The sequence below is a fragment of the Massilia horti genome (assembly GCF_004614195.1).
Lineage (GTDB): Bacteria > Pseudomonadota > Gammaproteobacteria > Burkholderiales > Burkholderiaceae_D > Telluria > Telluria horti.
Map to the genome: position 1 here is coordinate 1 of NZ_SPUM01000022.1, position 23,563 is coordinate 23,563.

Annotated in this window: 23 protein-coding genes; 10 read left to right on the forward strand and 13 right to left on the reverse strand. The window is 64.5% G+C overall.

The features are described 5' to 3' along the window. Positions 1-146: 146 nt before the first annotated feature. The 7 genes from purH to tyrS form a co-directional block, all read right to left on the reverse strand. On the reverse strand, positions 147-1,733 hold the full coding sequence (purH, locus tag E4O92_RS03215) for a bifunctional phosphoribosylaminoimidazolecarboxamide formyltransferase/IMP cyclohydrolase (protein WP_135188313.1): 1,587 nt from the start codon (positions 1,731-1,733) through the stop codon (positions 147-149). A 108-nt stretch (positions 1,734-1,841) separates the two neighbouring features. Further along, the gene (locus E4O92_RS03220; RefSeq protein WP_135188314.1) at positions 1,842-2,075 is read right to left on the reverse strand and encodes a helix-turn-helix domain-containing protein; all 234 of its coding nucleotides are present in this window, start codon (positions 2,073-2,075) and stop codon (positions 1,842-1,844) included. Between the two features lie 92 nt (positions 2,076-2,167). After that, positions 2,168-3,193, reverse strand: a complete 1,026-nt coding sequence (gene dusB / locus E4O92_RS03225) for a tRNA dihydrouridine synthase DusB (RefSeq protein ID WP_135188332.1) — start codon at positions 3,191-3,193, stop codon at positions 2,168-2,170. A 131-nt stretch (positions 3,194-3,324) separates the two neighbouring features. Beyond that, complete coding sequence (locus E4O92_RS03230) at positions 3,325-3,975, reverse strand: histidine phosphatase family protein (protein ID WP_135188315.1); 651 nt, start codon at positions 3,973-3,975, stop codon at positions 3,325-3,327. Between the two features lie 257 nt (positions 3,976-4,232). After that, the gene (locus tag E4O92_RS03235) at positions 4,233-4,895 is read right to left on the reverse strand and encodes a YbhB/YbcL family Raf kinase inhibitor-like protein (protein WP_135188316.1); all 663 of its coding nucleotides are present in this window, start codon (positions 4,893-4,895) and stop codon (positions 4,233-4,235) included. Positions 4,896-4,950: 55 nt separating this feature from the next. After that, positions 4,951-5,409, reverse strand: a complete 459-nt coding sequence (dtd, locus tag E4O92_RS03240; RefSeq protein WP_135188317.1) for a D-aminoacyl-tRNA deacylase — start codon at positions 5,407-5,409, stop codon at positions 4,951-4,953. Further along, the gene (gene tyrS / locus E4O92_RS03245; RefSeq protein ID WP_135188318.1) at positions 5,406-6,686 is read right to left on the reverse strand and encodes a tyrosine--tRNA ligase; all 1,281 of its coding nucleotides are present in this window, start codon (positions 6,684-6,686) and stop codon (positions 5,406-5,408) included. The genes dtd and tyrS overlap by 4 nt, the downstream gene beginning before the upstream one ends. Positions 6,687-6,847: 161 nt before the next feature. Between tyrS and E4O92_RS03250 the strand changes: the two genes are divergently transcribed. Both E4O92_RS03250 and E4O92_RS03255 read left to right on the forward strand, forming a co-directional pair. Then, positions 6,848-8,221 carry a M23 family metallopeptidase gene (locus E4O92_RS03250; RefSeq protein WP_135188319.1) on the forward strand — a complete coding sequence of 458 codons (1,374 nt, stop codon included), beginning with the start codon at positions 6,848-6,850 and terminating at the stop codon, positions 8,219-8,221. A gap of 87 nt (positions 8,222-8,308) precedes the next feature. Continuing rightward, positions 8,309-9,409: an anhydro-N-acetylmuramic acid kinase gene (locus E4O92_RS03255; protein WP_135188320.1), complete on the forward strand. Its 1,101-nt coding sequence runs from the start codon at positions 8,309-8,311 to the stop codon at positions 9,407-9,409. 182 nt (positions 9,410-9,591) lie between these two features. Here the strand turns inward: E4O92_RS03255 and erpA are convergent, their stop codons facing one another. From erpA to rplM, 5 genes are all read right to left on the reverse strand, one after another. Continuing rightward, complete coding sequence (erpA, locus tag E4O92_RS03260; RefSeq protein WP_135188321.1) at positions 9,592-9,954, reverse strand: iron-sulfur cluster insertion protein ErpA; 363 nt, start codon at positions 9,952-9,954, stop codon at positions 9,592-9,594. A 54-nt stretch (positions 9,955-10,008) separates the two neighbouring features. Beyond that, positions 10,009-10,410, reverse strand: coding sequence for a bactofilin family protein (locus E4O92_RS03265; RefSeq protein ID WP_135188322.1), 402 nt, complete (start codon positions 10,408-10,410; stop codon positions 10,009-10,011). Between the two features lie 182 nt (positions 10,411-10,592). Then, positions 10,593-11,630: an N-acetyl-gamma-glutamyl-phosphate reductase gene (argC, locus tag E4O92_RS03270; protein ID WP_135188323.1), complete on the reverse strand. Its 1,038-nt coding sequence runs from the start codon at positions 11,628-11,630 to the stop codon at positions 10,593-10,595. 181 nt (positions 11,631-11,811) lie between these two features. Further along, entirely contained in the window at positions 11,812-12,204 is a 393-nt protein-coding gene (rpsI, locus tag E4O92_RS03275; protein ID WP_130315551.1) for a 30S ribosomal protein S9, read from the reverse strand. A gap of 9 nt (positions 12,205-12,213) precedes the next feature. After that, complete coding sequence (gene rplM / locus E4O92_RS03280) at positions 12,214-12,642, reverse strand: 50S ribosomal protein L13 (RefSeq protein ID WP_135188324.1); 429 nt, start codon at positions 12,640-12,642, stop codon at positions 12,214-12,216. Between the two features lie 318 nt (positions 12,643-12,960). Between rplM and E4O92_RS03285 the strand changes: the two genes are divergently transcribed. From E4O92_RS03285 to E4O92_RS03300, 4 genes are all read left to right on the forward strand, one after another. Next, positions 12,961-14,382, forward strand: coding sequence for an alpha/beta fold hydrolase (locus tag E4O92_RS03285; protein ID WP_229482993.1), 1,422 nt, complete (start codon positions 12,961-12,963; stop codon positions 14,380-14,382). Positions 14,383-14,393: 11 nt separating this feature from the next. Next, a complete protein-coding gene (locus E4O92_RS03290) occupies positions 14,394-15,128 on the forward strand; it encodes an ABC transporter ATP-binding protein (protein WP_135188326.1) in 735 nt (244 codons plus the stop codon). Continuing rightward, the gene (locus E4O92_RS03295; protein WP_135188327.1) at positions 15,125-16,309 is read left to right on the forward strand and encodes an ABC transporter permease; all 1,185 of its coding nucleotides are present in this window, start codon (positions 15,125-15,127) and stop codon (positions 16,307-16,309) included. Before E4O92_RS03290 ends, E4O92_RS03295 begins: the two co-directional genes overlap by 4 nt. 93 nt (positions 16,310-16,402) lie before the next feature. After that, positions 16,403-16,825, forward strand: a complete 423-nt coding sequence (locus E4O92_RS03300) for an OsmC family protein (protein WP_135188328.1) — start codon at positions 16,403-16,405, stop codon at positions 16,823-16,825. A 237-nt stretch (positions 16,826-17,062) separates the two neighbouring features. Here E4O92_RS03300 and coq7 read toward each other — a convergent pair whose 3' ends face one another. After that, a complete protein-coding gene (coq7, locus tag E4O92_RS03305; RefSeq protein ID WP_135188329.1) occupies positions 17,063-17,707 on the reverse strand; it encodes a 2-polyprenyl-3-methyl-6-methoxy-1,4-benzoquinone monooxygenase in 645 nt (214 codons plus the stop codon). Between the two features lie 156 nt (positions 17,708-17,863). Here coq7 and petA point away from each other — a divergent pair, with 156 nt between their 5' ends. The 4 genes from petA (at position 17,864) to E4O92_RS03325 (ending at position 23,383) form a co-directional block, all read left to right on the forward strand. Further along, positions 17,864-18,484, forward strand: coding sequence for a ubiquinol-cytochrome c reductase iron-sulfur subunit (petA, locus tag E4O92_RS03310; RefSeq protein ID WP_370659990.1), 621 nt, complete (start codon positions 17,864-17,866; stop codon positions 18,482-18,484). 164 nt (positions 18,485-18,648) lie between these two features. Further along, on the forward strand, positions 18,649-19,542 hold the full coding sequence (locus E4O92_RS03315) for an ABC transporter ATP-binding protein (protein WP_135188330.1): 894 nt from the start codon (positions 18,649-18,651) through the stop codon (positions 19,540-19,542). Next, positions 19,542-23,126, forward strand: coding sequence for an ABC transporter permease/M1 family aminopeptidase (locus E4O92_RS03320; protein WP_229482995.1), 3,585 nt, complete (start codon positions 19,542-19,544; stop codon positions 23,124-23,126). The genes E4O92_RS03315 and E4O92_RS03320 overlap by 1 nt, the downstream gene beginning before the upstream one ends. Positions 23,127-23,173: 47 nt before the next feature. Then, the gene (locus E4O92_RS03325) at positions 23,174-23,383 is read left to right on the forward strand and encodes an addiction module protein (RefSeq protein ID WP_135188331.1); all 210 of its coding nucleotides are present in this window, start codon (positions 23,174-23,176) and stop codon (positions 23,381-23,383) included. Positions 23,384-23,563 lie beyond the last annotated feature (180 nt).

Here is a 23,563-nt window from a genome sequence, read left to right on the forward strand (position 1 = left end):
CCGGGGTGGCACGCTCTGCAATGACCGTTAGGGTGCGCACCTGTGCGCACGCGGTTCGCGAACGGCGCGTAATGAAGCGCCAGCCGCGAGCCAGCGTACGTTGATCGCGTGCGCACGGAGTGCGCACCCTACGTCACTGCGCCGGTTTAGTGACGGAAGTGACGGGTGCCGGTGTACAGCATCACCACGCCGCGTTCATCGGCAGCATCGATCACTTCCTGGTCGCGCATCGAGCCGCCCGGATGGATCACGCAAGTCGCGCCCGCGTCCACCACCACGTCCAGCCCGTCACGGAACGGGAAGAAGGCGTCCGAAGCGACCGCCGAACCAGCCAGCGACAGGCCCGCATTCTGTGCCTTGATCGACGCGATCCGCGCGGAATCGATACGGCTCATCTGGCCGGCGCCGACGCCCAGGGTCATGCCGTTGCCGCAGAACACGATCGCGTTCGACTTGACGTACTTGGCCACGCGCCACGCGAACATCAGGTCCTGCAGCTGCTGCGGGGTCGGCTGCTTCTTGGTCACCACGCGCAGTTCGCCGATGCCGACATTCTTGACGTCCGGCGACTGGACCAGCAGGCCGCCGCCGACGCGCTTGAGGTCAAACGTGCTGTGACCGCCGCCCAGCGGAATCTGGAGCAGGCGCACGTTCTGCTTGGCCGCCATGATCTGAAGCGCTTCCTGGGTGAACGAAGGCGCGATCAGCACTTCGACGAACAGCTTGGCAATCGCCTCGGCCGCCTTGCCGTCCACTTCGACGTTGAACGCGATGATGCCGCCGAAGGCCGAGGTCGGGTCGGTCTGGAGCGCGCGGCTGTAGGCGTCCAGCGCGTCGGCGCCGATCGCCACGCCGCACGGGTTGGCGTGCTTGACGATCACGCAGCCGGCCGGCTGCTCGAAGCCGCCGAGCGACTTGACGCATTCCCAGGCCGCGTCCGCGTCCGCGATGTTATTGAACGACAGTTCCTTGCCCTGCAGCTGGCGGTAGTTGGCCAGCGCGCCTTCGGGCACCACCACGTCGCGGTAGAATGCGGCGGACTGGTGCGGGTTTTCGCCGTAGCGCATGTCCTGCGCTTTTTCGAAATGCAGGTTCAGGGTCTGCGGGTAGCCCGAGCGGGTGGCGTGGTTTTTGTCCGGGCCCAGGCTGGAAAGGTAGTTGGCGATCGCGCCGTCGTACTGCGCGGTGTGGGCGAACACTTTTTTCGCCAGCATGAACTTGGTGTCATAGCTGACCGAGCCGGCGGCGGTGCCGGTGCCCTTCATTTCAGCCAGCACCAGGCCGTAGTCGGCCGGGTCGCAGATCACGACCACGTCGCGGTGGTTCTTGGCCGCCGAGCGCAGCATTGCGGGGCCGCCGATGTCGATGTTCTCGATCGCCTCTTCCAGCGTGCAGTTTTCTTTCGCAACCGTTTGCTGGAACGGGTACAGGTTGACCACCACCATGTCGATCTGGGGGATGCCGTGCTCTTCCAGCTTGGCAACGTGCTCGGACAGGTCGCGGCGCGCGAGGATGCCGCCATGGACCTTCGGATGCAGCGTCTTGACGCGGCCGTCCAGCATTTCGGGAAAGCCGGTGTAGTCGGCGACTTCGGTCACGTTGACGCCGTTTTCCTGCAGCAGTTTAGCGGTGCCGCCGGTGGACAGGATATTCACGCCAAGCGCGGACAGCGCGCGCGCAAAGTCGAGCACGCCGGTCTTGTCGGAAACGGAGATGAGGGCTTGTTTGATCATGGGAGTGGCCTATTGATGAAAATCTGGAGGCGTCCAGGGGACGCTGAGCTTGGGGACGCTGGCTTGCTTCGTGGCCGCGTCCGATCGCACGGCCACTCTCGTGCGAACCTAGAGCAGCCCGTGCTCCTGAAGCTTTTTGCGCAGGGTGTTTCGATTAATGCCCAGCATTTGCGCCGCGTGCGACTGGTTGCCTTCGGCGCGGTTCATGACGACTTCGAGGATCGGCTTTTCGACAGTCAGAAGCATCATGTCGTAGATATTGGTCGGTTTTTGCTCGCCCAGGTCATTGAAATAGTCCTCAAGACTCTTCTGGACGACTTCCTGGATACTTTCTTTGCTCATGGTTGCTGCTTCATCCTGGTTAAGTGATTGCTCGCTGCTGCTGTCGGCAGCGTGTCCCCATATCGGTTACTGTTTTTTTATTTATGTATTTCTCAAGCCGCCATCGCTTCATCCGCAGGACGCGCGGGCCGGTATTGTAACCGCTCGCCATGGCGAAGTTGCGATTTAAAAAACTCATCGACGGCCGCCAACTGTTCGGCAGTCGATTCGAGCAGATTCATACGGCGCCGGAATTGTTCGCCGTCCGGCAGATCCTGCACATACCACCCGATGTGCTTGCGCGCGGTGCGCACGCCGAGGTATTCGCCGTAAAACGCGTAATGCGCCGGCAGGTGCTCGTTCATTAATGCGCGCACCTCTTCCACTGTCGGCGCCGGCAATTCGGTACCGGTGCGCAGATAATGGTCGATCTCGCGGCAGATCCACGGCCGGCCTTGCGCGGCGCGCCCGATCATCACCGCGTCGGCGCCGGTGTAGTCGAGCACATGGCGGGCTTTTTCGGGCGTGGTGATGTCGCCGTTCGCGACAACGGGAATCGACACGGCAGCCTTGACCGCCTTGATCGTGTCGTATTCGGCGTCGCCCTTGTAGCCGTCGGCGCGGGTGCGGCCATGCAGCGTCAGCATTTGAATGCCCGCCTGCTCGGCAATGCGCGCGATGCGCAGCGCGTTTTTGTTTTCGCGGTTCCAGCCGGTGCGAAATTTCAGCGTGACCGGCACATCGACCGCCGCGACCACCGCGTCCAGAATCCGCTCGACCAGATCCTCGTGCTGCAGCAGGGCCGAGCCGCACCAGTTATTGCACACTTTCTTGACCGGGCAGCCCATATTGATGTCGATGATCTGCGCGCCGCGCTCGACATTGAATTTGGCGCACTCCGCCAATTCCTCGGGCACAGCGCCGGCGATCTGTACCGCTTTCGGCTCCATTTCGCCGGCGTGGTCAATACGGCGCGAACTTTTTTCGCTGGCCCACAGGCGCGGATTGGACGCCGCCATTTCGGACACGGCATACCCTGCCCCCAGCTGTTTGCACAGCTGCCGGAACGGACGGTCGGTCACGCCCGCCATGGGAGCGACGAAAACGTTATTGCGCAGTTTGTATGGACCGATTTGCACAGCAGGGAGATTCACAAGAGTTCGCGGGAACCTTGTATTCTACCCCAAGCGCTGCTCAATTAATTGGCAGATTTTTGAGCATTGTGGCGGGCGCGGCATTGACAAGGGGACGATCGGGCCTGCGTTGCAGTCTACAGCTCGTCCAGCACGCCCACCTTCAGGTGCTCGACCTCGCCCCAGCTCTGCAAGGCCAGCACCCCGTCCGTCACGGTGAAGCGGTTGATGCTCGCGTTGTGCACCTTGAAGTCGCGCGGCGTTTCAAGCGCCAGGTTGCGCGCGGCGCGGTAGGCGCATTCGAGCACGCCGCCGTGCGCCACCAGCGCCAGCGTCTTGCCGGGGTGCGAAGCCGCCCAACTCAGGATCGTATCGATCACGCGCCGGTGGAACTGGCGGAAGGTTTCGCCGGGGTTGGCCCCGGGCGGCAGCATGGCGTCGACGTCGCGCTTTTGCCAGGCGGCGAATTCGAGCGGGAAGCGCTCTTCGATCTCGGCATACAGCAAGCCTTCGAAACCGCCATAGCAGCGTTCGCGCAAGGAGCGGTCGATCTGGACCGGCATGCCGTGCAGGCGCGCCAGCGCCTCGGCGGTCTGGCGCGCGCGCAGCAGGTCGCTGGCGACGATCAGGTCGAACGATTCGTGGGCGAGCGCATCCGCCAACGCCGCGGCCTGGCGCTCCCCTTCCTCATTGAGTGCAATGTCGAGATGGCCCTGCAGGCGGCGTTCGGCGTTCCAGGCGGTTTCGCCATGGCGGATCAGGATGATGTTGGTGCTTGGTTCGGGCATAAATTTCAATAGGAGATCGTGGGGGTGCGTAGGGTGGGCAGGTTCTCCTGCCCACGCGTTCAACGATAAACGGCCATTCCGAACAGGTTCCATTTTCGTTGAACGCGTGGGCGTTCGTAAAGTTGGCCACTGGCCAACTTTACCCCGCCCACCCTACGAAAACCAGCAGCGTTTCCGTACACATGCGGCCGAAGCGTGCCGGGATACGTACCGCGTGCGCACAGGTGCGCACCCTACGCAGACCGCGTGAGGAATCGCTACTTGAGCGTGGCGGCAATTGCAGGGTTGAGTGAATAGACGCCGAAAATCTGCGCCTCGTCGAGAATGTGGCCCATGATGGCGTAGCGCGCCTCGGGACCGGTAAAGCGGCCTTCGAGCGGCAGGCGCGCAATGTCGAGCGCATACAGGGTAAAGACATAGGTGTGCACGCGCTGGTCGTTCCACGGCGGGCACGGGCCGTCGTAGCCGAAGTATTCGCCGGCCATGTCCGGGTCGTTCGCGAACCAGCCGGTGTAGTCGTTCAGGCCTTGCCTTAACTCGTGCTCGGTGCCGTTCTTGATCGTGAACGGCACCAGCGGGCCAGACTTGCCTTGCGGGGTGACCATGTCCGAAAACATGCCCTCGGCGATCGATTTCAGGCAGACCGGAATGTCGACCAGGGTCCAGTGGTAAAAGTCCACGCGGGGCAGGTTTTCCGGCACCTCCTTGCCTTCCTGGTTGACGTTGGCGGCGTCGCTTGGCACATCGGCGTCATGGACCAAAAGGACCAGCGACTGGGTGCCGGCTGGCACTTCGTCCCATGCGAGGTGCGGGTTACGGTTGGTCGACAGGCGCAGGTGATTGACCGGATCGGTCACCGCGAACGCACACTGCGGCGGAATGAGGCCGCCTTCGGTAAACGAGTCGCTCCAGATTTTCATCGCCGTTCTCCCTACCTGCCCTTGTTGGTATTGACCGCTACTGGCCACACTGGTTTCAGCGAGACATGCCGACCGGATCAACCCGGAGCCAGAATGTCACGGGGCCGTCGTTGGTGAGCGAAACTTTCATATCCGCACCAAATATGCCGGTCTCTACCTTAGCGTGCCGCGCCTGGGCGCGGCGCACGAAATGGTCGAACAGCCGCCGCCCGTCCTCGGGGCTGGCGGCCGGCGAGAACGAGGGCCGGGTGCCGGAGCGGGTGTCGGCCGCGAGCGTGAACTGCGGCACCAGCAACAGGCCGCCGGCGACATCGGTCACGCTGCGGTTCATCTTGCCGGCGTCGTCGGCAAACACCCGGTACGACAGCAGCTTGTCGAGCAAGGCGTCGGCCTCGCGCTCGGTATCGCCCTTTTCGGCGCACACCAGCACCAGGAGGCCGGCGTCGATCGCGCCCACGTTCTTGCCGTCGACCACCACGCTGGCGCTGCTGACGCGTTGAAGCAGGCCGATCATGCCGTGCCGAGGGTCACGCGCATGAACTTGCGCTTACCGACCTGCAGCACGAAGGTGCCCGGGTCGAGCATGAGCGCCTTGTCGCTGATCACCACGCCGTCGATGCGCACGCCGCCCTGGTCGACCATCCGCATCGCTTCGGAGGTCGAGGCGCACAGTCCGGTCTGCTTGAGCAGATGCGCCACGCCGATCGGCGCGCCGGCAAGAAGCATTTCCGGCACGTCGTCCGGAATGCCGCCCTTGGAGCGGTTGACGAAGTCGGCCAGCGCGTCGTCCGCCGCCTGGGCCGAGTGGAAGCGGGCCGTGATTTCCTTGGCCAGCGCCACCTTGACGTCGCGCGGATTCTTGCCTGCCTCCACTTCCGCTTTCAGTGTGGCAATCTCTCCGATCGAACGGAATGACAGCAGATCAAAGTAACGCCACATCATGACGTCCGAAATGCTCATCAGTTTGCCGAACATCGTATTGGCCGGTTCGGTAATGCCGATATAGTTGTTCTTAGACTTGGACATTTTCTCGACGCCGTCCAGGCCCTCCAGCAACGGCATGGTCAGGATGCACTGCGGCTCCTGGCCATAGTCCTTCTGCAATTCGCGGCCAACAAGCAAGTTGAACTTTTGGTCCGTTCCACCCAGCTCAAGGTCCGCCTTCAAAGCCACCGAATCGTATCCCTGCATCAACGGGTAGAGGAACTCATGCACAGAAATCGGGGTCCCACTCTTGTAGCGCTTGGTGAAGTCGTCGCGTTCCATCATGCGCGCGACGGTGTAGCGCGAGGCCAGCTCGATCATGCCGCGCGCGCCCAGCGGATCCGACCACTCCGAGTTGTAGCGGATTTCCGTGCGCTCGGCGTCCAGCACCAGGCTTGCCTGGCGAAAATAAGTCATCGCATTGGCTTCCACCTGCTCGCGCGTGAGCGGCGGGCGGGTGACGTTGCGGCCGGACGGATCGCCAATCATCGAGGTGAAATCGCCGATCAGGAAAATCACCTGGTGGCCGAGGTCTTGCAGTTGACGCATCTTGTTCAGCACCACGGTGTGGCCGACGTGCAGGTCGGGTGCGGTCGGATCGAGGCCGAGCTTGATGCGCAGCGGTTTGCCGGTCTGCTCCGAGCGCGCCAGCTTCTGCGCAAATTCGCTCTCGATCAGCAGCTCGTCGACGCCGCGTTTGGTGATGGCAAGGGCCTCCTGGACCGCGTCGGACAGCGGCAAAGAGGGGGTTCCAGCAGGCGTGCCAGCGATCTCGGCAGGCTTACCAGACAGTTCGGAAGTTGTCATAAATATTCTTGTAGGAAAGTGGCTAAAACGGTTGCAGGACGCAGGAGTTTGGTATAATGCCCGATCCCATCAATCTTGCCGCAAGAAAAGTTTCTACGACGACAAGAAGAAAAATAAGCAATCGTCGTGGGAAGTTTCAGCGGCAAATTTTAACTGATTGCATGAGCCCTATACAGAAAATCGCCAGTAAACACTGGCAAGGCCTGAAGGAATCCAGTCGCAAGACCCGCATCGTGGGTGCCGGCGCCGTGTTCCTGGCAGTGTGTGCGTTTGGCGCCACCGCCGTTGCCCCGATGGCTCCCGACGCGTCCGACCTGCCGGTCAAATCCGTCGCCCAGGACCTGGAGCTGCCGAACCTGGCAGAGCAGATCGCCGCGCTGCAGAACGATCAACAGCAATTCATCCATGAAGAACGGGTACGGCCGGGCGACTCCCTCGGCTCGCTGTTCACCCGTCTGGGCGTGGACGATGCGCAGGCCCAGAACTTCGTGCGCAGCGACAAGCTCGCACACCGCATCCTGACCCTCAAGACCGGCAAGCGCATCCAGGCCCGCACCGACGAGAACGGCTTGCTGCTGTCGCTGCAGGCGACGGTGGCAGACGGCAAGGATAACGCAGCCCAGACCATCACGATCACCCGCAAGGGCGACCAGCTGGTGTCCAGCGAAGCGCCGGCCCAGCTCGAGCGCCGCATCGAAATGCGCTCGCGCCAGATCACCTCCTCGCTGTACGCGGCCACCGATGCCAACACCGACGGCGGCAAGCTGCCGGACGCGATCGTCTCGCAGATCGTCGAAATGTTCTCCAACAGCATCGACTTCCGCTCCGACCTGAAGCGCGGCGACCACTTCTCGGTCGTCTACGAAACCTTCTGGCAGGACGGCGAAATGGTGCGCACCGGCCGCATCCTGGCCGGCGAATTCGTCAATCGCGGCGTGTCCTACCAGTCGATGTGGTATGAAGACCCGGTCACCCGCCAGGGCGGCTACTACACCCTGGACGGCAAGTCGCTCAAGCAGGGCTTCCTCAAGTCGCCGCTCGAGTTCTCGCGCATTTCGTCGGTCTTCTCGATGCGCGTGCACCCGATTTCGGGCGTGTGGAAACAGCACAAGGGCGTCGACTTCGCAGCGCCCACGGGCACCCCGATCCGCGCCTCGGGCGACGGCGTGGTGGACTTCATCGGCGGCAACAGCGGCGGCTACGGGAATATGGTCGTCCTCAAGCACTGGGCCAACTACAGCACCGCCTACGGCCACATGAGCCGCTTCGCGGCAGGCCTGCGCCGCGGCCAGAAAGTGCGCCAGGGCGAGGTGATCGGCTACGTCGGCACCACCGGCTGGTCGACCGGCCCGCACCTGCACTACGAATTCCGCGTGGCGGGCCAGGCGCGCGATCCGCTGTCGATCAAGGTCGTGGCCCAGGCCCCGCTGTCGCAGTCGGAAATGGCACGCTTCAAGATGGCCTCGGCCGACATCAGCCACCGCTTCGCGCTGCTGGCACCAAACGGCGCCGGCGCAGCGATGGCTGCACGCTAAGCACTTCCCGACCCAACATCGGCTACGCCTTCCGCGGCAAACGCAGCGGAAGGCGTTTTTTCTTGTCCAGCTGCTTTCCGTGACGCTATGAACAATCCTTCCTCCCTTTACATCGGCCTGATGTCCGGCACCAGCCTGGACGGCGTCGACGGCGTGCTCGCCGAGTTCGCCGACGGCGGGATCCGTACCATCGGCGCCGCCTTCGTTCCGTTCCCGCCCCTGCTGCGCGCCGAACTGATGGCGCTGCAGGCCGCGAGCGAGAACGAACTGGAGCGCGAGGCGCGCGCGGCCAATGGCCTGGCCGCCAGCTATGCTGAGTGCGTCGAGGCGCTGCTGCCGGCGGACGGCGGCAAGGTCGTCGCAATCGCGGTCCATGGCCAGACCATCCGCCATCGCCCCGAGCTGGGCTTCACGCGCCAGACCAACAACCCGGCGCTGCTGGCCGAGCTGACCGGGATCGACGTCATCGCCGATTTCCGCAGCCGCGACATCGCCGCCGGCGGCCAGGGTGCGCCGCTGGTGCCGGCGTTCCACGAGGCGGCGTTCGGCAAGCCGGGAACCGTGCGCGTGGTGGTGAACATCGGGGGTATCGGCAACATCAGCGTGCTGCATGGCGACGGCCGCGTGACGGGCTACGACACCGGCCCCGGCAACGTGCTGATGGACCTGTGGATTGGGCGCCATCAGGGCAAGGCGTATGACGAGGACGGCGCCTGGGCGGCCGGCGGCAAGGTGGACCAGCGTTTGCTGGACGTGCTGCTGGACGAACCCTACTTCCGCCAGCCGGCGCCCAAGAGCACCGGGCGCGACCTGTTTCATGCCGAGTGGCTGGATGCGAAGCTGGCGCAGTGCCCGGGGGTGGCGCCGCAAGATGTGCAGGCGACCCTGACGGCGCTGACGGCGGAAACGATCGCGAGCGCGATCGAAAATGAGAGTGGCGCGGTGGACGCGGTCTACGTGTGCGGTGGTGGCGCCTACAACGGTACGCTGCTGCGTGAACTGCATAGCAGGCTGGGCGGAAAGACGACGGTGGAATCGACTGCCGCGCTCGGCGTGGCGCCGAACCGGGTGGAGGCGCTGGCGTTTGCGTGGCTGGGGTATCGGTTCGTGCAGCGGTTGCCGGGCAACCTGCCGGCGGTCACGGGCGCGAACGGCCCACGCATCCTCGGTGCGCTCTATCCTGCCTGAAGCCAGGCGGCGTCACCACAATCGACTGCCCAAAACCGTCGTTCCCGCGCAGGCGGGAACCCATGCTGAGCGTGTGATCACGCGGTCTATGGGGGGGAATAGCGCCAGTGGCGCTATTCCCGCCTCCGCGGGAACGACGCTTGACCGCTCACTGATTAAGTCAGCGGTGACTTACTTTCCGATCAAACCGAGAACGACGACCCGCAGCCGCAGGTCGACTGGGCGTTCGGGTTCTTGATGACGAACTGTGCGCCTTCGAGGTCGTCCTTGTAGTCGATCTCGGCGCCGAGCAGGTACTGATAGCTCATCGAGTCGATCAGCAGCTGCACGCCGTTCTTGACCATGGTGGTGTCGTCCTCGTTGACGATTTCGTCAAAGGTGAAGCCGTACTGGAAGCCGGAGCAGCCACCGCCCTGCACGAACACGCGCAGTTTCAGGTCGGGATTGCCCTCCTCTTCGATCAGCTGGGCCACCTTCTGCGCGGCGCTGTCGGTGAAGATGATCGGCGACGGGATAGTCTCTTGCGCTTCGGCGACTGCATTCATGGATAAACTCCTGATTGAATTCGAATTTCATCCATTATAGACGGTTGGCGCAAGTCATGCTCCCGACGCCGCTTCCGCCACGGCCAGATGAAACACCGGCTCGCCGCTGGGCTGATGGGATAACTTGCCCGTCACCAACGCGCCGCCGTGCATCTCGAGCAGCTTGTAATGGACATCTCCATGTATGCGGCCTTTCGGCTGCAATTCAAGTAGTTCCGTCGAATAAACGGTTCCCGCGATATAGCCGTTGACCACCAGGTTCGCGCAGCGCACCTCGCCTTCGATGCGCGCGTGCTCGGAGACGATCAGCACGCTGTCCGCCCCCTCGCCGGCCACCACGTTGCCGTGCACTTCGCCATCGATGCGCAACCCGCCGGTAAAACACAGGTCGCCCTCGATCCGGGCGGCAATTCCGATCAGGCTGTCAATCTCACTTTTCGCATTACGACCGAACATGGTTGCACCCCAGATAGTAGATGACGGGACATGCGTTATTGGTTTGAAAACCGAACCGGCGCATCGGTCAATTTACCGCTCTCAATACTTGTCGCTTTGATCTAGATCGTGTGTGCGCCTTGGAGAAAAAGAAAGGCCAGGGCGCGGCAGTCCGCGGCCTGGCCTCATGGCAATTACTGGATTTACGGCAACAGTGCGATCTGCTGCAGGCCGGTCGTTTCCGGCAGGCCAAACATCAGGTTCATGCACTGCACCGCCTGCCCGGACGCGCCCTTGACCAGGTTGTCCTGCACCACCAGCACCACGACCGTGTCACCGCCGTCCGGGCGATGCAGCGCGATGCGCAGCATGTTCGAGCCGCGCGTCGAGCGCGTTTCCGGATGCGAGCCGAACGGCATCACGTCCACAAAAGCGCTGTCCTTGTACGCCTCCTCGAACAGGGCCTGCAGCGCGGCATTGTCGATCTCGCGGGTCAGGCGCGCGTACAGCGTGGAGTGCATGCCGCGGATCATCGGCACCAGGTGCGGCGTGAACAGCAGGCCGACCTGTTGCTGGGTGTAGCGCTGCAGCTGGGCCGAGGTTTCCGGCGTGTGGCGGTGGCCGGAGACGCCGTAGGCCTTGAAGTTGTCGCTGGACTCCGAGAACAGCGTGCCGATCTCGGCCTTGCGCCCGGCGCCCGACACGCCCGACTTGGAGTCGGCGATCAGGTGGCCGGCGTCGATCACATCGGCCTTGAGCAAAGGATACAGGCCCAGCTGGATCGTGGTCGGGTAGCAGCCCGGGTTGGCGATCAGGCGCGCCTGCTTGATATCCTCGCGGTTCAGCTCGGGCAGGCCGTAGACGGCTTCTTCCAGCAGCTGCGGCGCGGTGTGGGGAATCTTGTACCACTTCTCGAATTCGGCCTGGTCCTTCAGGCGGAAGTCGGCGGCCAGGTCGATCACCTTGACGCCGGCGGCCAGCAGTTCCGGCGCCTGCGCCATCGCCACGCCGTGCGGGGTGGCAAAGAACACCACGTCGCACTGCTTCAGGTCGGCCTTGTCGGGCGACGAGAACGCCAGGTCGACGCGGCCGCGCAGCGACGGGAACATAGCGGCTACCGGGAGGCCATCCTCCTTGCGCGAGGTGATCGCGGTCAGTTGCACATCGGGATGGACGGCCAACAGCCGCAGCAATTCCACGCCCGTGTAACCAGTGCCGCCGACGATGCCAACTTTGATCATGTTCTTTCCTTAGTAATAAAAATAGGCCCGTCCCAGGCCGAGGCTGCATTTTAGCAGCCTGACGAAAACTGGGACGGACAGGCCTGCGCGGCCCGGATTGACGGTGTGTCTGGAATAAGAAAAAAGCCGCCGGCTTTGCAGCGGGCGGCTTGTCCATGCAGCGCAAGGCTGCAGAAACGAATTAACGCTTCGAGAATTGCTTTGCGCGACGTGCTTTGCGCAGACCAACTTTCTTACGCTCGACTTCGCGGGCGTCGCGGGTGACGAAACCGGCACGTGCCAGGTCGCCCTTCAGGCCTGCGTCGTAGTCGATCAGTGCACGGGTGATGCCGTGACGAACCGCACCTGCCTGGCCGGACTCGCCGCCGCCATGCACGTTGACCTTGATGTCGAAACGCTCGGTGTTGCCGGTCAGTTCCAGCGGCTGGCGGATGACCATCAGGCCGGTTTCACGCGAGAAGTATTCCGCTGCCGGCTTGCCGTTCACAATGATTTGGCCGGTGCCGGCCTTGATGAACACGCGAGCCACTGCACTCTTGCGACGGCCAGTGCCGTAGTTGTAGTTACCGATCATGTCAGCTCCTTAGAGAACGAGTGCTTTAGGTTGCTGCGCAGCGTGCGGATGGGTGCCTTCCGCGTACACTTTGAGCTTCTTGATCATCGCGTAGCCGAGCGGGCCCTTCGGCAGCATGCCTTTGACCGCTTTTTCCAGTGCGCGACCCGGAAAACGCTGTTGCATTTTCAGGAAGTTGGTTTCGTAGATACCGCCCGGGTAGCCCGAGTGACGGTAGTAGGTCTTGGCGGTCGACTTGGTGCCGGTCACGCGCAGCTTGCCTGCGTTGATCACAACGATAAAGTCGCCGGTGTCGACGTGCGGAGTGAATTCCGGCTTGTGTTTGCCGCGCAGTCGGAGTGCCACTTCGCTGGCAACACGTCCGAGGACTTTGTCCGTCGCGTCAATCACGTACCAGTCGCGCTGGACTTCATGGCCCTTAGCGGAAAAAGTTTTCATGTTGACTTCCTAATAGGTGAATTGCTCAAATTCGCGGTGGTTCCGCACCTGACGGCGCGGACTCGACCTTGTTGTCTTTTCCTGAGCAAACGGAAAGCCCACGATGATAACGCAGCAGGTGCGGTAGCGTCAACCCGCGCCTGCGCCCGCTGTGGCATCCGCGCCCGCCCGCGCCCTGCCGGCTAGAGCAAACGCAAATTGCCCATCCACAACCCGGCCTAGACTCCACGGGTAGGCCCTTTCGATGCCTAATCGAAACAAAGATTGACCCAAGAAACAATGCCAAATTATTATGACTGGCCCGAACCAGGAGTGTCCGTGAAACCCAGTCTGATCCCTTGCGCTGTATTGAGCCTGCTGGCGTCCACCGGCGCGCTGGCGGCGAGCCCCGCCAGCGAGCGCCCCTGTCACCTGCCCGGCGCGGAAGAGACGCTGCGCTGCATGACCGTCGCGGTCGCGCTCGACCACCGCCACCCCGATGGGGCGACCCTGCCCCTGCACGTGACCGTCGCGCCATCCTTTCGCGAGCGCTCGCGCCCCGATCCGCTGTTCGTGCTGGCCGGTGGCCCGGGCGAAGCGGGCAGCGACGTGCTGCCTCTGCTGTCCACCGCCTTCCGGCGCTTGCGCGCCACGCGCGACATCGTGTTCATCGATCAGCGCGGCACGGGCCTGTCGGGCAAGCTCGATTGCGACACGCCGGGCGAGGAAGATCCGGTCGACGCCCAGGCCGACAAGCTGATACGCGACTGCATCGCCAGGTCGAAGGCGCCGTTTGCCGCCTATACCACCGAGGCGGCGGCACGCGACATCGAACAGGTGCGGCGCGCGCTCGGCTACCGCCAGATCAACCTCTGGGGCGGCTCGTACGGCACCCGCCTGGGTCAGGCCTATGCGCGCGCCTTCCCGGCCAGCGTGCGCACCCTGGTGCTCGACGGTGTGGCCGCGCCCGACCAGGTGATTCCGGCCGGCGGCCGCGACGCCCAAGCCGCGCTCGACAAGCTGTTCGAGCAGTGCGCGGCCGATTCCGGCTGCCGCAAGGCCTATCCCGACCTGAAGGCCGAGTTCACCGCGCTGGTCGAGAAGCTCGCCGCCGCCGACGTGAAGGTCGCGATGCCTGACCCGCGCACCGCGCGCCAGGGACAGACGGTGATCACCAGGGCGCGCTTCCTGGGCACCGTGCGCAACATGTTGTACATCCCGGGAGAAGCGCGGCGCCTGCCGTTCCTGGTCCACAGCGCCTTTCAAGGCCGCTGGGAACCGTTCGTGGCGCGCCAGAACCTGGCCACCGACTACGCATCCAGTGCCTCGACCGCAATGCTCCTGCACCTGGCGGTGGTATGCGCCGAAGACATGCCGCGCCTGACGCCGGCCCTGATGACACACGACGCCGCGCCACTCACGCGCCCCGTACTGGAGCGCATGCCGGCCCTGTGCGAGGCCATGAAGGTGCCGCCGGTTCCCTGGCGCGAGCCGGGCGTGATCACGGCGCCGACGCTGCTGCTGTCCGGCGCGCTCGACCCGGTCACGCCGCCGCACCGCGCCGCCTCCGCCGCGCGCCACATCGCGCATGCCCAGCAGGTGGTGGCGGCCAACGCCGGGCACGGGGTGTCCTCGCTCGGCTGCGCGCCGCGCCTGCTGCGCGAATTCCTCGACAGTCCGCGGCAAAAACTGGACGCGGCATGCCTGTCCGAGATCCCGGCCCCGACCTTCCAGCTCGGCAACGCCGGGCCGCAACCCTGAACGGCACATCCATGATCGAAGCACACGAAGTACGCAAACAATTCGGACAGGTGAAGGCGCTGGGCGGTGTCAGCTTCACCGCGCGCGATGGGCAGATCACGGCCCTGCTCGGCCCCAACGGCGCCGGCAAGACCACGCTGCTGCGCACCCTGGTTGGGCTGCTCAGGCGCGACCACGGGACCATCGCGATCGACGGCATCGATCCCGAGCGCGACCCGCTGGCGGTGCGCAGCAACATCGGCTTCCTGACCGACCAGTTCGGCCTGTACGAACGTCTCACGACGCGCGAATACCTGACCTATTTCGGGGAGCTCAATGGCATGGATGGGAGCGCGCTGAATCAGCGCATCGACGAAGTGTCGCAGCTGCTGGCGATGGACGACATCCTCGAGCGGCGCAGCAAAGGCTTCTCGCAGGGCCAGCGAATCAAGGTGGCGCTGGCGCGCACGCTGCTGCACCGCCCGCGCCACCTGCTGCTCGACGAGCCGAGCCGGGGGCTGGACGTGATGAGCACACGCGCGCTGCGCGATGCGCTGGCGTCGCTGCGCGAACAAGGCTGCTGCGTGATCATGGCCACCCACGTGATGCAGGAAGTGACCCACCTGGCCGACGACGTGATCGTGATCGCCAAGGGATACACGGTGGCGCAGGGATCGCCATCGGAGCTGTGCCAGCGCACCGGCATCGCCAACCTCGAAGACGCATTCGTCAGCCTGGTCGGCACCGGGGAAGGGATCGCCGCATGAAAGCCAGGTTCCAGGTCGTATTCCTCAAGGAGCTGCGCGAGACCATGCGCGACCGGCGCACGCTGGGCCTGTTGGCCCTGTTCACGCTGATGTATCCGGTCATGCTCGGCTATATGCTGCACCAGCTGGTCGAACGCGCGGTCAAGCCCGAGCGCGACGGGATCCAGGTCGCGGTGATCGGCGCGGCCCAGGCGCCGAACCTGATGGTGCAGCTCAAGCAGAAGAACATCGCGGTCCAGCAGGTGGAACCGATGGACGAAGCGGCGATCCAGGAGCTGCTGCGTTCGCACAAGGTGGCGGCGCTGCTGCGCATTGCCGACGACTTCAGCGCGAACTACCAGGCGATGCGCCCGGCGCGCATCGAGCTGTGGTTCGACTCCGGCGCCGAATTCGACGCGCGCAAGCGCGACGTCGACGAAGTGCTGCAGGCGTACAGCTCGAACATTGCTGGCGCGCGCCTGCTGGCGCATGGCGTATCGCCGGCCGCGCTGAACCCGATCCAGCTCCAGCACTACGACACCGGCACCAATGCGTCGCGCTCCGCAGGGCTGATCGGCAGCGTGCTCGCCATGCTGTTCATGCCGGCCTTTTTATGCGGCGTGTCGGCCGCGATCGACAGCACCGCCGGCGAACGCGAACGGCGCTCGCTCGAAGTGCTGATGGCGCAGCCGGCGCGGACCTGGGAACTGGTGACCGGCAAGTGGCTGGCGGCCGCGACGCCGGCGCTGGCCGGGTTGACGCTGGAACTGGTGCTGGCGCACGCGATCCTGTCATGGCTGCCGCTGGAGGAAGCCGGACTGTCGTGGAGCCTCTCCTGGCGCGACCTGGCGCTGGTGTGCCTGGTCTCGCTGCCGCTGTCGCTGTTCGCTGCCGGGCTGCAGGTGCTGCTGTCGTTGAACTCCAAATCGTTCAAGGAAGCGCAGGGCATGCTCACATTCGCGATGCTGCTGCCGTTCGTTCCCGGCCTGGCGGTGTCGATCATGGATCTCAAGACTGCGAGCTGGATGTACCTGGTGCCGATGCTGTCGAATCAGACCCTGCTGCGCGAGCTGGCCAAGGGCACAGAGGTCGACGCCCTCGCCTACCTGCTGACCTTTGCCGGTTCGGCGCTGCCGGCGCTGGCCACGGTGGCGCTGGCGAGCTGGCGCATGAAGAGCGAACGCTTCGTGCTGGCCGTGTAAGAGGCGCTCATTTCGAGACGACCTCCAGGGGCCAAGCGGCGCTTGCCGAGGTCCCTTACAATACGCCTGACCACAATGTAAGCGGAGAACTCAATGGAAGTAAAAGTCAGCTGGAACGGCCCGTCGGGCATGGATTTTCGCGCACAGACCGGATCCGGCCACCTTGTCACGATGGACGGCGCGCCTGAAGCGGGCGGCCACAATCTGGCGCCGCGCCCGATGGAGATGGTCTTGCTGGGAACCGGCGGCTGCACTGCGTTCGACGTGGTGCTGATCCTGCAGCGTTCGCGCGAGGACGTGCGCGGCTGCGACGTGACGCTCAAGGCCGAACGCGCCGAGACCGAACCGAAGGTATTCACCAGGATTCACTTCCACTTCACCGTCACCGGCCGCAACCTCAAGACGGCCACGGTCGAGCGTGCGATCAAGCTATCGCACGAAAAGTACTGCTCGGCGTCGATCATGCTGGCCAAGACGGCCGAGATCACGCATTCGTTCGAGATCGTCGAAGGCTGAGGCCAATGCCCATCGTAGGGTGCGCACCTGTGCGCACGCGGTACGGCTGAGCAGAGTTTGCGGTAGCTTTGAATGGGCGCGGCGCTAACTGAGACTTCGTGAGGCGTGCCGGGGGGCGTAGGGTGCGCACCTGTGCGCACGCGGCCAGCGTGTGCCGGCTTGCGGCGGCTGCTTCACTACGCCGCGTTCGCGAACCGCGTGCGCACGGGTGCGCACCCTACGCTCTTGGCAAGCGCTTCAGACGTAATACGCTGTGGTGGTCATCACCCTGGACATCGCGCGCATCGCCATCTTCACCGGCAGCGGCGTTTCGGCCGCGCCCAGCGCCTGCGCGCTGGCGCCGTGCGCCGCCTCATCTACCCGCATCTGCTCGACAATCGCGCGTGACTTGACGTCCTGCGGCGGCAGCTTGTCGAGGTGGCTGTCCAGGTGCGCCTCCACCTGGCGTTCGGTCTCCACCACAAAGCCCAGGCTGTGCGCATCGCCCAGTTTGGCCGCGATCGTGCCCAGCACGTAGGAACCCGCGTACCACAGCGGATTGAGCACGCTCGGCTGCGAGCCGAGCTCGGACAAGCGCTGCGCCGTCCACGCCAGGTGATCCTCTTCCTCGCGGCCGGCCTGCTGGAACTGGTCGCGCATTACCGGGCTGCGGGCAAAGCGTGCCTGGGCGTCGTACAGCGCCTGGGCGCATACCTCGCCGACGTGGTTCACCCGCATCAGGCCTGCGCTGTGGCGCTGCTCCTGCTCGGTCAGTTCGCAGTCGGGGGCGTGCGCGCCCGGATTCGGACGCGACGAGCCAGCCACGCCGCCGACCACGCGCAGGGCCTTGTCGAAGCCGACGATCATCTGGTCAAGAGGGGAAATGAAACGGTTCGCTGACATAGTTTTGCTTAAATAATACGCCTGGAAAACCCCATTATAGGCTTTGCGGCGCGGCCCAGCCGCCTTCCCGTCCGCGTGTGCCGGCCGCAAGCGGCAACATCCCGGCATTTTGCTTGTCAAACCCTCGTGTTCCGTACGTTCCGATGAGGTAATCCAATGGAAATGACGACGTCTCCCACCCCGGATGAATCGGAACACCCGCGCAGAAAATTTTTGCTGGCCACGACCATGGGCGTGGGCGCGATCGGGGTGGTCGCCACCGCAATTCCGTTCGTCAGATCGATGGATCCGAGCGCGCGCGCCCTTGCTGCCGGAGCTCCCGCCGAGGTCGACCTGGCCAAGCTCGCGCCTGGTGCGATCATGACGGTCGGGTGGCGCGGCAAGCCGGTCTGGGTACTGCACCGCACGCCCGCGATGCTCGCCACGCTGGGCAATCACAACGCCCTGCTGCTCGATCCGAATTCCACCACCGACCAGCAGCCCGACTATGCGCGCAACCCCACGCGCTCGCGCGAGCCGGCCTACTTTGTCGCGATCGGCATCTGCACCCACCTCGGCTGCGTGCCCGTGTTCCGCCCCGAGCCGAACGCGCCCGGCCTCGGTGCCGACTGGCCGGGCGGCTTCTACTGTCCCTGCCACGGCTCCAAGTACGACCTCGCCGGCCGGGTGTTCCGCAATATGCCGGCGCCGCTCAACCTCGAAATTCCTCCCTACACCCTCTTGCCAGACAATAAACTGCTGATCGGCGAAGAACGCGCGGTCGTGCACACGGCCTAACGCATCGGCTGCTCCGCCCTGTCCCGGAAATGCGCAATCTGGACCACGGATAACGCCGTGTGTCGCATGGCCTCGCCCGTACCGGGCCGAATTTAATACAATGCAAGTATCGAGAGCCGCGCCCGTCAAGACGCGGCTTGCACTGGCATTGCATCGGGAGTCTTATGGAATTACGTATCCGCAATCTGTCCAAGACCTACGCCAACGGCGTGGTTGCCCTGGACAAGGTCTCGCTGACCATCCCCACCGGGATGTTTGGCCTGCTCGGCCCCAACGGCGCCGGCAAGTCGACCTTGATGCGGACCCTCGCCACCTTGCAGGAATGCGATTCGGGCTCGGTGTTCCTCGACGATATCGACGTGCTCGACGAAAAGGACGAAGTGCGGCGCCTGCTGGGCTACCTGCCGCAGGACTTCGGCGTCTACCCCAAGGTCACCGCGTACGAACTGCTCGACCATTTCGCGGTGCTCAAGGGCTTAACTGCTAAGGGCCGGCGGCGCGAAGTGGTCGATGGCCTGCTGCAGCAGACCAACCTGTTCGAGGTGCGCCACCAGAAGCTGGGCGCCTTCTCCGGCGGCATGCGCCAGCGCTTCGGCATCGCCCAGGCGCTGCTGGGCGACCCGCAACTGATCATCGTCGACGAGCCGACCGCCGGCCTGGACCCGCAGGAACGGGTGCGCTTCCATAACCTGCTGTCGGACATCGGCGCGGACAAGACGGTGCTGCTGTCGACCCACATCGTGTCCGACGTGGCCGACCTGTGCGCCAACATGGCGATCATTCACAAGGGCCAGGTGCTGCTGTCCGGCGAACCGCAAAAGCTGATCGACGACGTCGCGGACAAGATCTGGGCGCGCTTCGTCACCAAGCAGGAGCTGCCGCTGTTCCAGCAGCACCATCGGGTGATCTCGACCCGCCTGCTGATGGGGCGCACCCTGATCCACGCGTATGCCGAGGGCGATCCGGGCCACGGCTTCGAAGAGGCGCTGGCCACGCTGGAAGACGTCTACTTCGCGGCCATCACCGGCCGCCACGCCGCGCACGGGGAGCTCCCCTGATGCTGGGGCCAATGCTGGCGATCGCGCGCTTTTCCATCCGGCAGCGCCTCAAGCTGCCCTCGACCTGGGTCTACTTCGGGCTGTTCTTCGCGCTCACGCTGCTGTGGACCGCCGCCGCCGGCGGTGCGTTCCAGACCATGACCATCTCGTTCGGCGCGCGCACGCTGATCAACTCGCCGCGCTCGGTGGCCCTGACCGTCGCCTACCTCGGCTGCCTGGGCGCGGTCGTCATGGCGGCCGTGGCCGGGCGCTCGGTGCAGCAGGACTTCGAGCACAACACCCACCCGTTCTTCTTCAGCGCGCCGATCCGCAAGCACGACTACGTGTTCGGGCGCTTCCTCGCTGCCTTCGTCACGCTCGCGCTGGTGTTCGCCGCCATTCCGCTGGGCGCCTGGCTGGGCTGCTACCTGCCGGGCCTGGACCCACAGCATCTCGGCCCGCCGCAGCTCGGCACCTACCTGATGCCCTACCTGTTCACGCTGCTGCCGAACCTGTTCATATTCGGCGCGATCTTCTTCGCGCTGGCCGCGCTGACGCGGCGCATGCTGCCGGTGTTCGTGGCGAGCGTGGCGCTGATGGTCGGCTACATCGTCGCGCCCTCGCTGGCGCGCGACCTCGACTACAAGACGCTGGCGGCGCTGATGGACCCATTCGGGACCACGGCACTGATCCGGCTCACCGAATACTGGAGCATCGCCCAGCGCAACTCGTGGCTGGTGCCACTTAGCGGGGTGTACCTGACCAACCGCCTGATCTGGGGCGGCTTCGGCCTGGTGGTGCTGCTGCTGGGCTGCTGGCGCCTGCAGTTCAGCGCCAGCCTGGAGGGCGGGCGCGAACAAGTCGGCGCACAGGGCGGCGAACAAGCCGTGCCGCTATCGCACGCCGCCACCGACACCCGCGAGACCCCGCGTTTCGGCTGGCATGCCGTGCCGCTGATGGTGCTGCAAACCGCCGCGCTCAACCTGCGCGAATCGGCCAGGAACATCTACTTCGCGGTCATCGCACTGGCCGCCATGCTGGCCCTGGTGGCCGGCTCGTTCGACCTCGGCTCGCTCCAGGGCGCATCCACCCAGCCGGTCACCTACCAGTTGCTGGGCTTGGTGCGTAACGTGTTCGCGCTGTTCATGCTGGCCGTGACCACCTTCTACGCCGGCGAGCTCGTCTGGCGCGAGCGCGACGCGCGCATCGCCCAGATGTTCGACGCGCTGCCGGCGCCCGGCTGGCTGCCGCTGGTGTCCAAGCTGCTCGCCCTGATCGGGCTGCAGGCATTGATGCTGGCCATCGCGATGGTGACGAGCATGCTGATCCAGCTGTTCAAGGGCCACTTCGCGCTCGAGCCAGGACTCTACCTGCGCACGCTGTTCACGATCATGCTGCCACTTTACGCGCTGCTTGCGGTGCTGGCGATTGCGGCCCAGGTCATCATCAACCACAAGTACCTCGCGTACTTCGTAATGATCCTGTTTTACGCGGCCTGGATCACGCTGGCCGGTATGGGTCTGGACCACCCGCTGCTGGTCTACGGCGTCACGCCCTATTTCGACTATTCGCCAATGAACGGCTTCGGCCACTACCTGATGCGCGAGCGTGCGTTCGAGCTGTACTGGGCCGGCGCCGCGCTGATGCTGCTGGCGATATCGCACATGCTGTGGCCGCGCTGCGCCGACGGCGGCCTGATCGCGCGCCTGCGGCTGGCGCGCCGCAACCTGACCCTGCCCGTCATTGGGACGTTCGGCGCAGGGCTGGCCGTGTTTGCCGGCACCGGCGCCCTGCTTCTGCGCGCCATCGACCAGGAAGGCGGCTACCGGACCGCGTGGCAGCGGGAGCAGCAGCGCGCCCAGTACGAACTGCGCTACAAGCGCTACGCAGCGTTGGAGCAGCCGCGCCTGACCGACGTGAAGCTGGCGGTCGACATCGTGCCCGAGACCCGCGTCCTGAAAGTCAAGGGCACCTACCAGCTCGAAAACCGCAGCGCCCAGCCGCTGGCCGACATCGTGCTGTACCAGCAGAGCGGCGCCGACCTGAAGCTGCGCGTATCAAAGCCTGCCCAGCTCGTGCTGGCCGACCGTGCGCACGGTTTCTACCACTACCGATTGGCCTCGCCGCTGGCGACAGGGTCGCGCATTGCGCTCGATTTCGACCTGGCTTATACCCCCGGCGCCATCCTTGGCCTGGGCCGCGATACACCGGTGGTGGACAACGGCACCTTCTTCACCAACGAGGTACTGCCGCGCATTGGCTACCAGAGCACGCTGGAACTAACCGATGAGCGTGACCGCAAGCGCCACGGCCTGCCGTCAAGGCCAAGTGCGCAGCCGGGTGACGACCCGGCGGGGCGCATGTCCAACGTCTTCGGTCCGGACGTGGACTGGATCAAGTTCGACGCGGTGGTCAGCACCAGCCCCGACCAGATCGCGATCGCGCCCGGCACGCTGGAGCAGGAATGGATGAAGGGCGAGCGGCGCTTCTTCCACTACCGGATGGACAAGCCGATCCTGAATACCTACGCGTTCCAGTCGGCGCGCTACGCGGTGCGCCACGACCGCTGGCAGGATGTCTCCGTGGACGTGTACTACCACCCCGCCCACGACTTCAATGTCGACCGGATGCTCAAGGCAGCGGAAGCGACGCTCGAATACGGATCGAGGAATTTCAGCCCCTACCAGCACCGCGACCTGCGCGTGGTCGAGATCCCGCGCTACACGAGCGACACCAAGGCCTTCCCCGCCACCATCCCGGTTTCGGAGAGCGCCGGCTTCATCGCCAGGGTCGAGCCCAACTCGCGCAAGGACATCGATTACCCGTTCTATTCGACCGCCCGCGAAGTGGCGCACCAGTGGTGGGGCCACCAGCTCACGCCGGCCAAGTCAGGCGGCAGCGCGCTGGTCGAAAGCGTCGCCGAGTACACGGCGCTGATGGTGATGAAGCAGTCACGCGGCCCGGCGCACATGCGGCGCTTCCTGCGCTCGGACCTGGAGCTGTACCTCAATGGTCGCGCCGAGGACCGCCGCAAAGAGCCGACGCTGGTGCACAGCGACAACCGCGAACACATCGACGCGCGCAAGGGCGGCCTCGCGCTGTACCTGATGCAGGACCTGCTGGGCGAGGCCACCGTGAACCGGGTACTGCACGACCTGCTGGCACAGCACGCGTTCCAGGCAGCGCCCTACCCCGACATCAGCGAACTGGTGGAAGCGCTGCGCAAGGTGACGCCGCCGGACAAGGCCTACCTGATCGACGACCTGTTCGAATCGATCGCGCTGTACGAGAACCGGGCCGAAAGCGCCAGCGCGCGCCGGCTCCCGGACGGCAAGTACGAGGTCATCCTGCACGCCCAGGCCGGCAAGGTCCGCAGCAGCGAAGGCGGCGAGGACAAGGAGGCCGTGCTTTCGGACTACATCGAATTCGGGGTCGACGACCGCGACGGCAACCCGCTGGTGCGCGAGCGCCGGCTGGTCAGGCAGCGCGACCAGGTGGTCACGATGGTGGTCGACATGCGCCCCGGCCGGGCCGGAATCGACCCGGATTACAAGCTGATTGACAGAAAACCCGCAGACAACATGGTTCCTGTCGACATCCATTAAAGATAGAGTTATCATTAAGCTACCTTTTCCTGGAAGGAGCATTACTCATGTCGACTGTTGTTGCCGAGATAGCAGAGAAAATTAAAACCTTGAGCGCAACCGAGAAGAGCGAGCTGTTGCGCATGCTGCTCGAGGATATGGACGGCGTGGACCAGGACGCGGACGAGGCATGGCGCAATGAGATCGTGCGCCGGGTAAAGGCGATCCGCAACGGCGAGGCCGCGATTAACGCCTTGCACGAGGAGTGGCAGGAATAGGAATTCGGCTGCGGCCGCCCTATCTGTCGAACAGTAAGCCAGACCGCGACCCGGTGCCGGGTGCGCGGTTTTTTTTTGTCGAGAAGCCACCCCTGGCCACCTTGATCGACGTCGCCCCCGCGAAGTGAAGTGACCCAGAAATGTTGGACAGCGATTGTTACTGCATTGCGAGCTGGGTTC

Coding starts and splice junctions, on each gene's coding strand:
- E4O92_RS03265 (WP_135188322.1), bottom strand. CDS start 10,410: ATGTTCGGTCGTAATGCGAAAAGTGAGATTGACAGCCTGATCGGAATT.
- dtd (WP_135188317.1), bottom strand. CDS start 5,409: ATGATCGGCCTGCTTCAACGCGTCAGCAGCGCCAGCGTGGTGGTCGAC.
- E4O92_RS03320 (WP_229482995.1), top strand. CDS start 19,542: ATGCTGGGGCCAATGCTGGCGATCGCGCGCTTTTCCATCCGGCAGCGC.
- argC (WP_135188323.1), bottom strand. CDS start 11,630: ATGATCAAAGTTGGCATCGTCGGCGGCACTGGTTACACGGGCGTGGAA.
- E4O92_RS03325 (WP_135188331.1), top strand. CDS start 23,174: ATGTCGACTGTTGTTGCCGAGATAGCAGAGAAAATTAAAACCTTGAGC.
- E4O92_RS03315 (WP_135188330.1), top strand. CDS start 18,649: ATGGAATTACGTATCCGCAATCTGTCCAAGACCTACGCCAACGGCGTG.
- E4O92_RS03300 (WP_135188328.1), top strand. CDS start 16,403: ATGGAAGTAAAAGTCAGCTGGAACGGCCCGTCGGGCATGGATTTTCGC.
- purH (WP_135188313.1), bottom strand. CDS start 1,733: ATGATCAAACAAGCCCTCATCTCCGTTTCCGACAAGACCGGCGTGCTC.
- E4O92_RS03235 (WP_135188316.1), bottom strand. CDS start 4,895: ATGAAAATCTGGAGCGACTCGTTTACCGAAGGCGGCCTCATTCCGCCG.
- petA (WP_370659990.1), top strand. CDS start 17,864: ATGGAAATGACGACGTCTCCCACCCCGGATGAATCGGAACACCCGCGC.
- E4O92_RS03250 (WP_135188319.1), top strand. CDS start 6,848: ATGAGCCCTATACAGAAAATCGCCAGTAAACACTGGCAAGGCCTGAAG.
- E4O92_RS03255 (WP_135188320.1), top strand. CDS start 8,309: ATGAACAATCCTTCCTCCCTTTACATCGGCCTGATGTCCGGCACCAGC.
- coq7 (WP_135188329.1), bottom strand. CDS start 17,707: ATGTCAGCGAACCGTTTCATTTCCCCTCTTGACCAGATGATCGTCGGC.
- tyrS (WP_135188318.1), bottom strand. CDS start 6,686: ATGACAACTTCCGAACTGTCTGGTAAGCCTGCCGAGATCGCTGGCACG.
- E4O92_RS03295 (WP_135188327.1), top strand. CDS start 15,125: ATGAAAGCCAGGTTCCAGGTCGTATTCCTCAAGGAGCTGCGCGAGACC.
- E4O92_RS03290 (WP_135188326.1), top strand. CDS start 14,394: ATGATCGAAGCACACGAAGTACGCAAACAATTCGGACAGGTGAAGGCG.
- rplM (WP_135188324.1), bottom strand. CDS start 12,642: ATGAAAACTTTTTCCGCTAAGGGCCATGAAGTCCAGCGCGACTGGTAC.
- erpA (WP_135188321.1), bottom strand. CDS start 9,954: ATGAATGCAGTCGCCGAAGCGCAAGAGACTATCCCGTCGCCGATCATC.
- E4O92_RS03230 (WP_135188315.1), bottom strand. CDS start 3,975: ATGCCCGAACCAAGCACCAACATCATCCTGATCCGCCATGGCGAAACC.
- rpsI (WP_130315551.1), bottom strand. CDS start 12,204: ATGATCGGTAACTACAACTACGGCACTGGCCGTCGCAAGAGTGCAGTG.
- E4O92_RS03220 (WP_135188314.1), bottom strand. CDS start 2,075: ATGAGCAAAGAAAGTATCCAGGAAGTCGTCCAGAAGAGTCTTGAGGAC.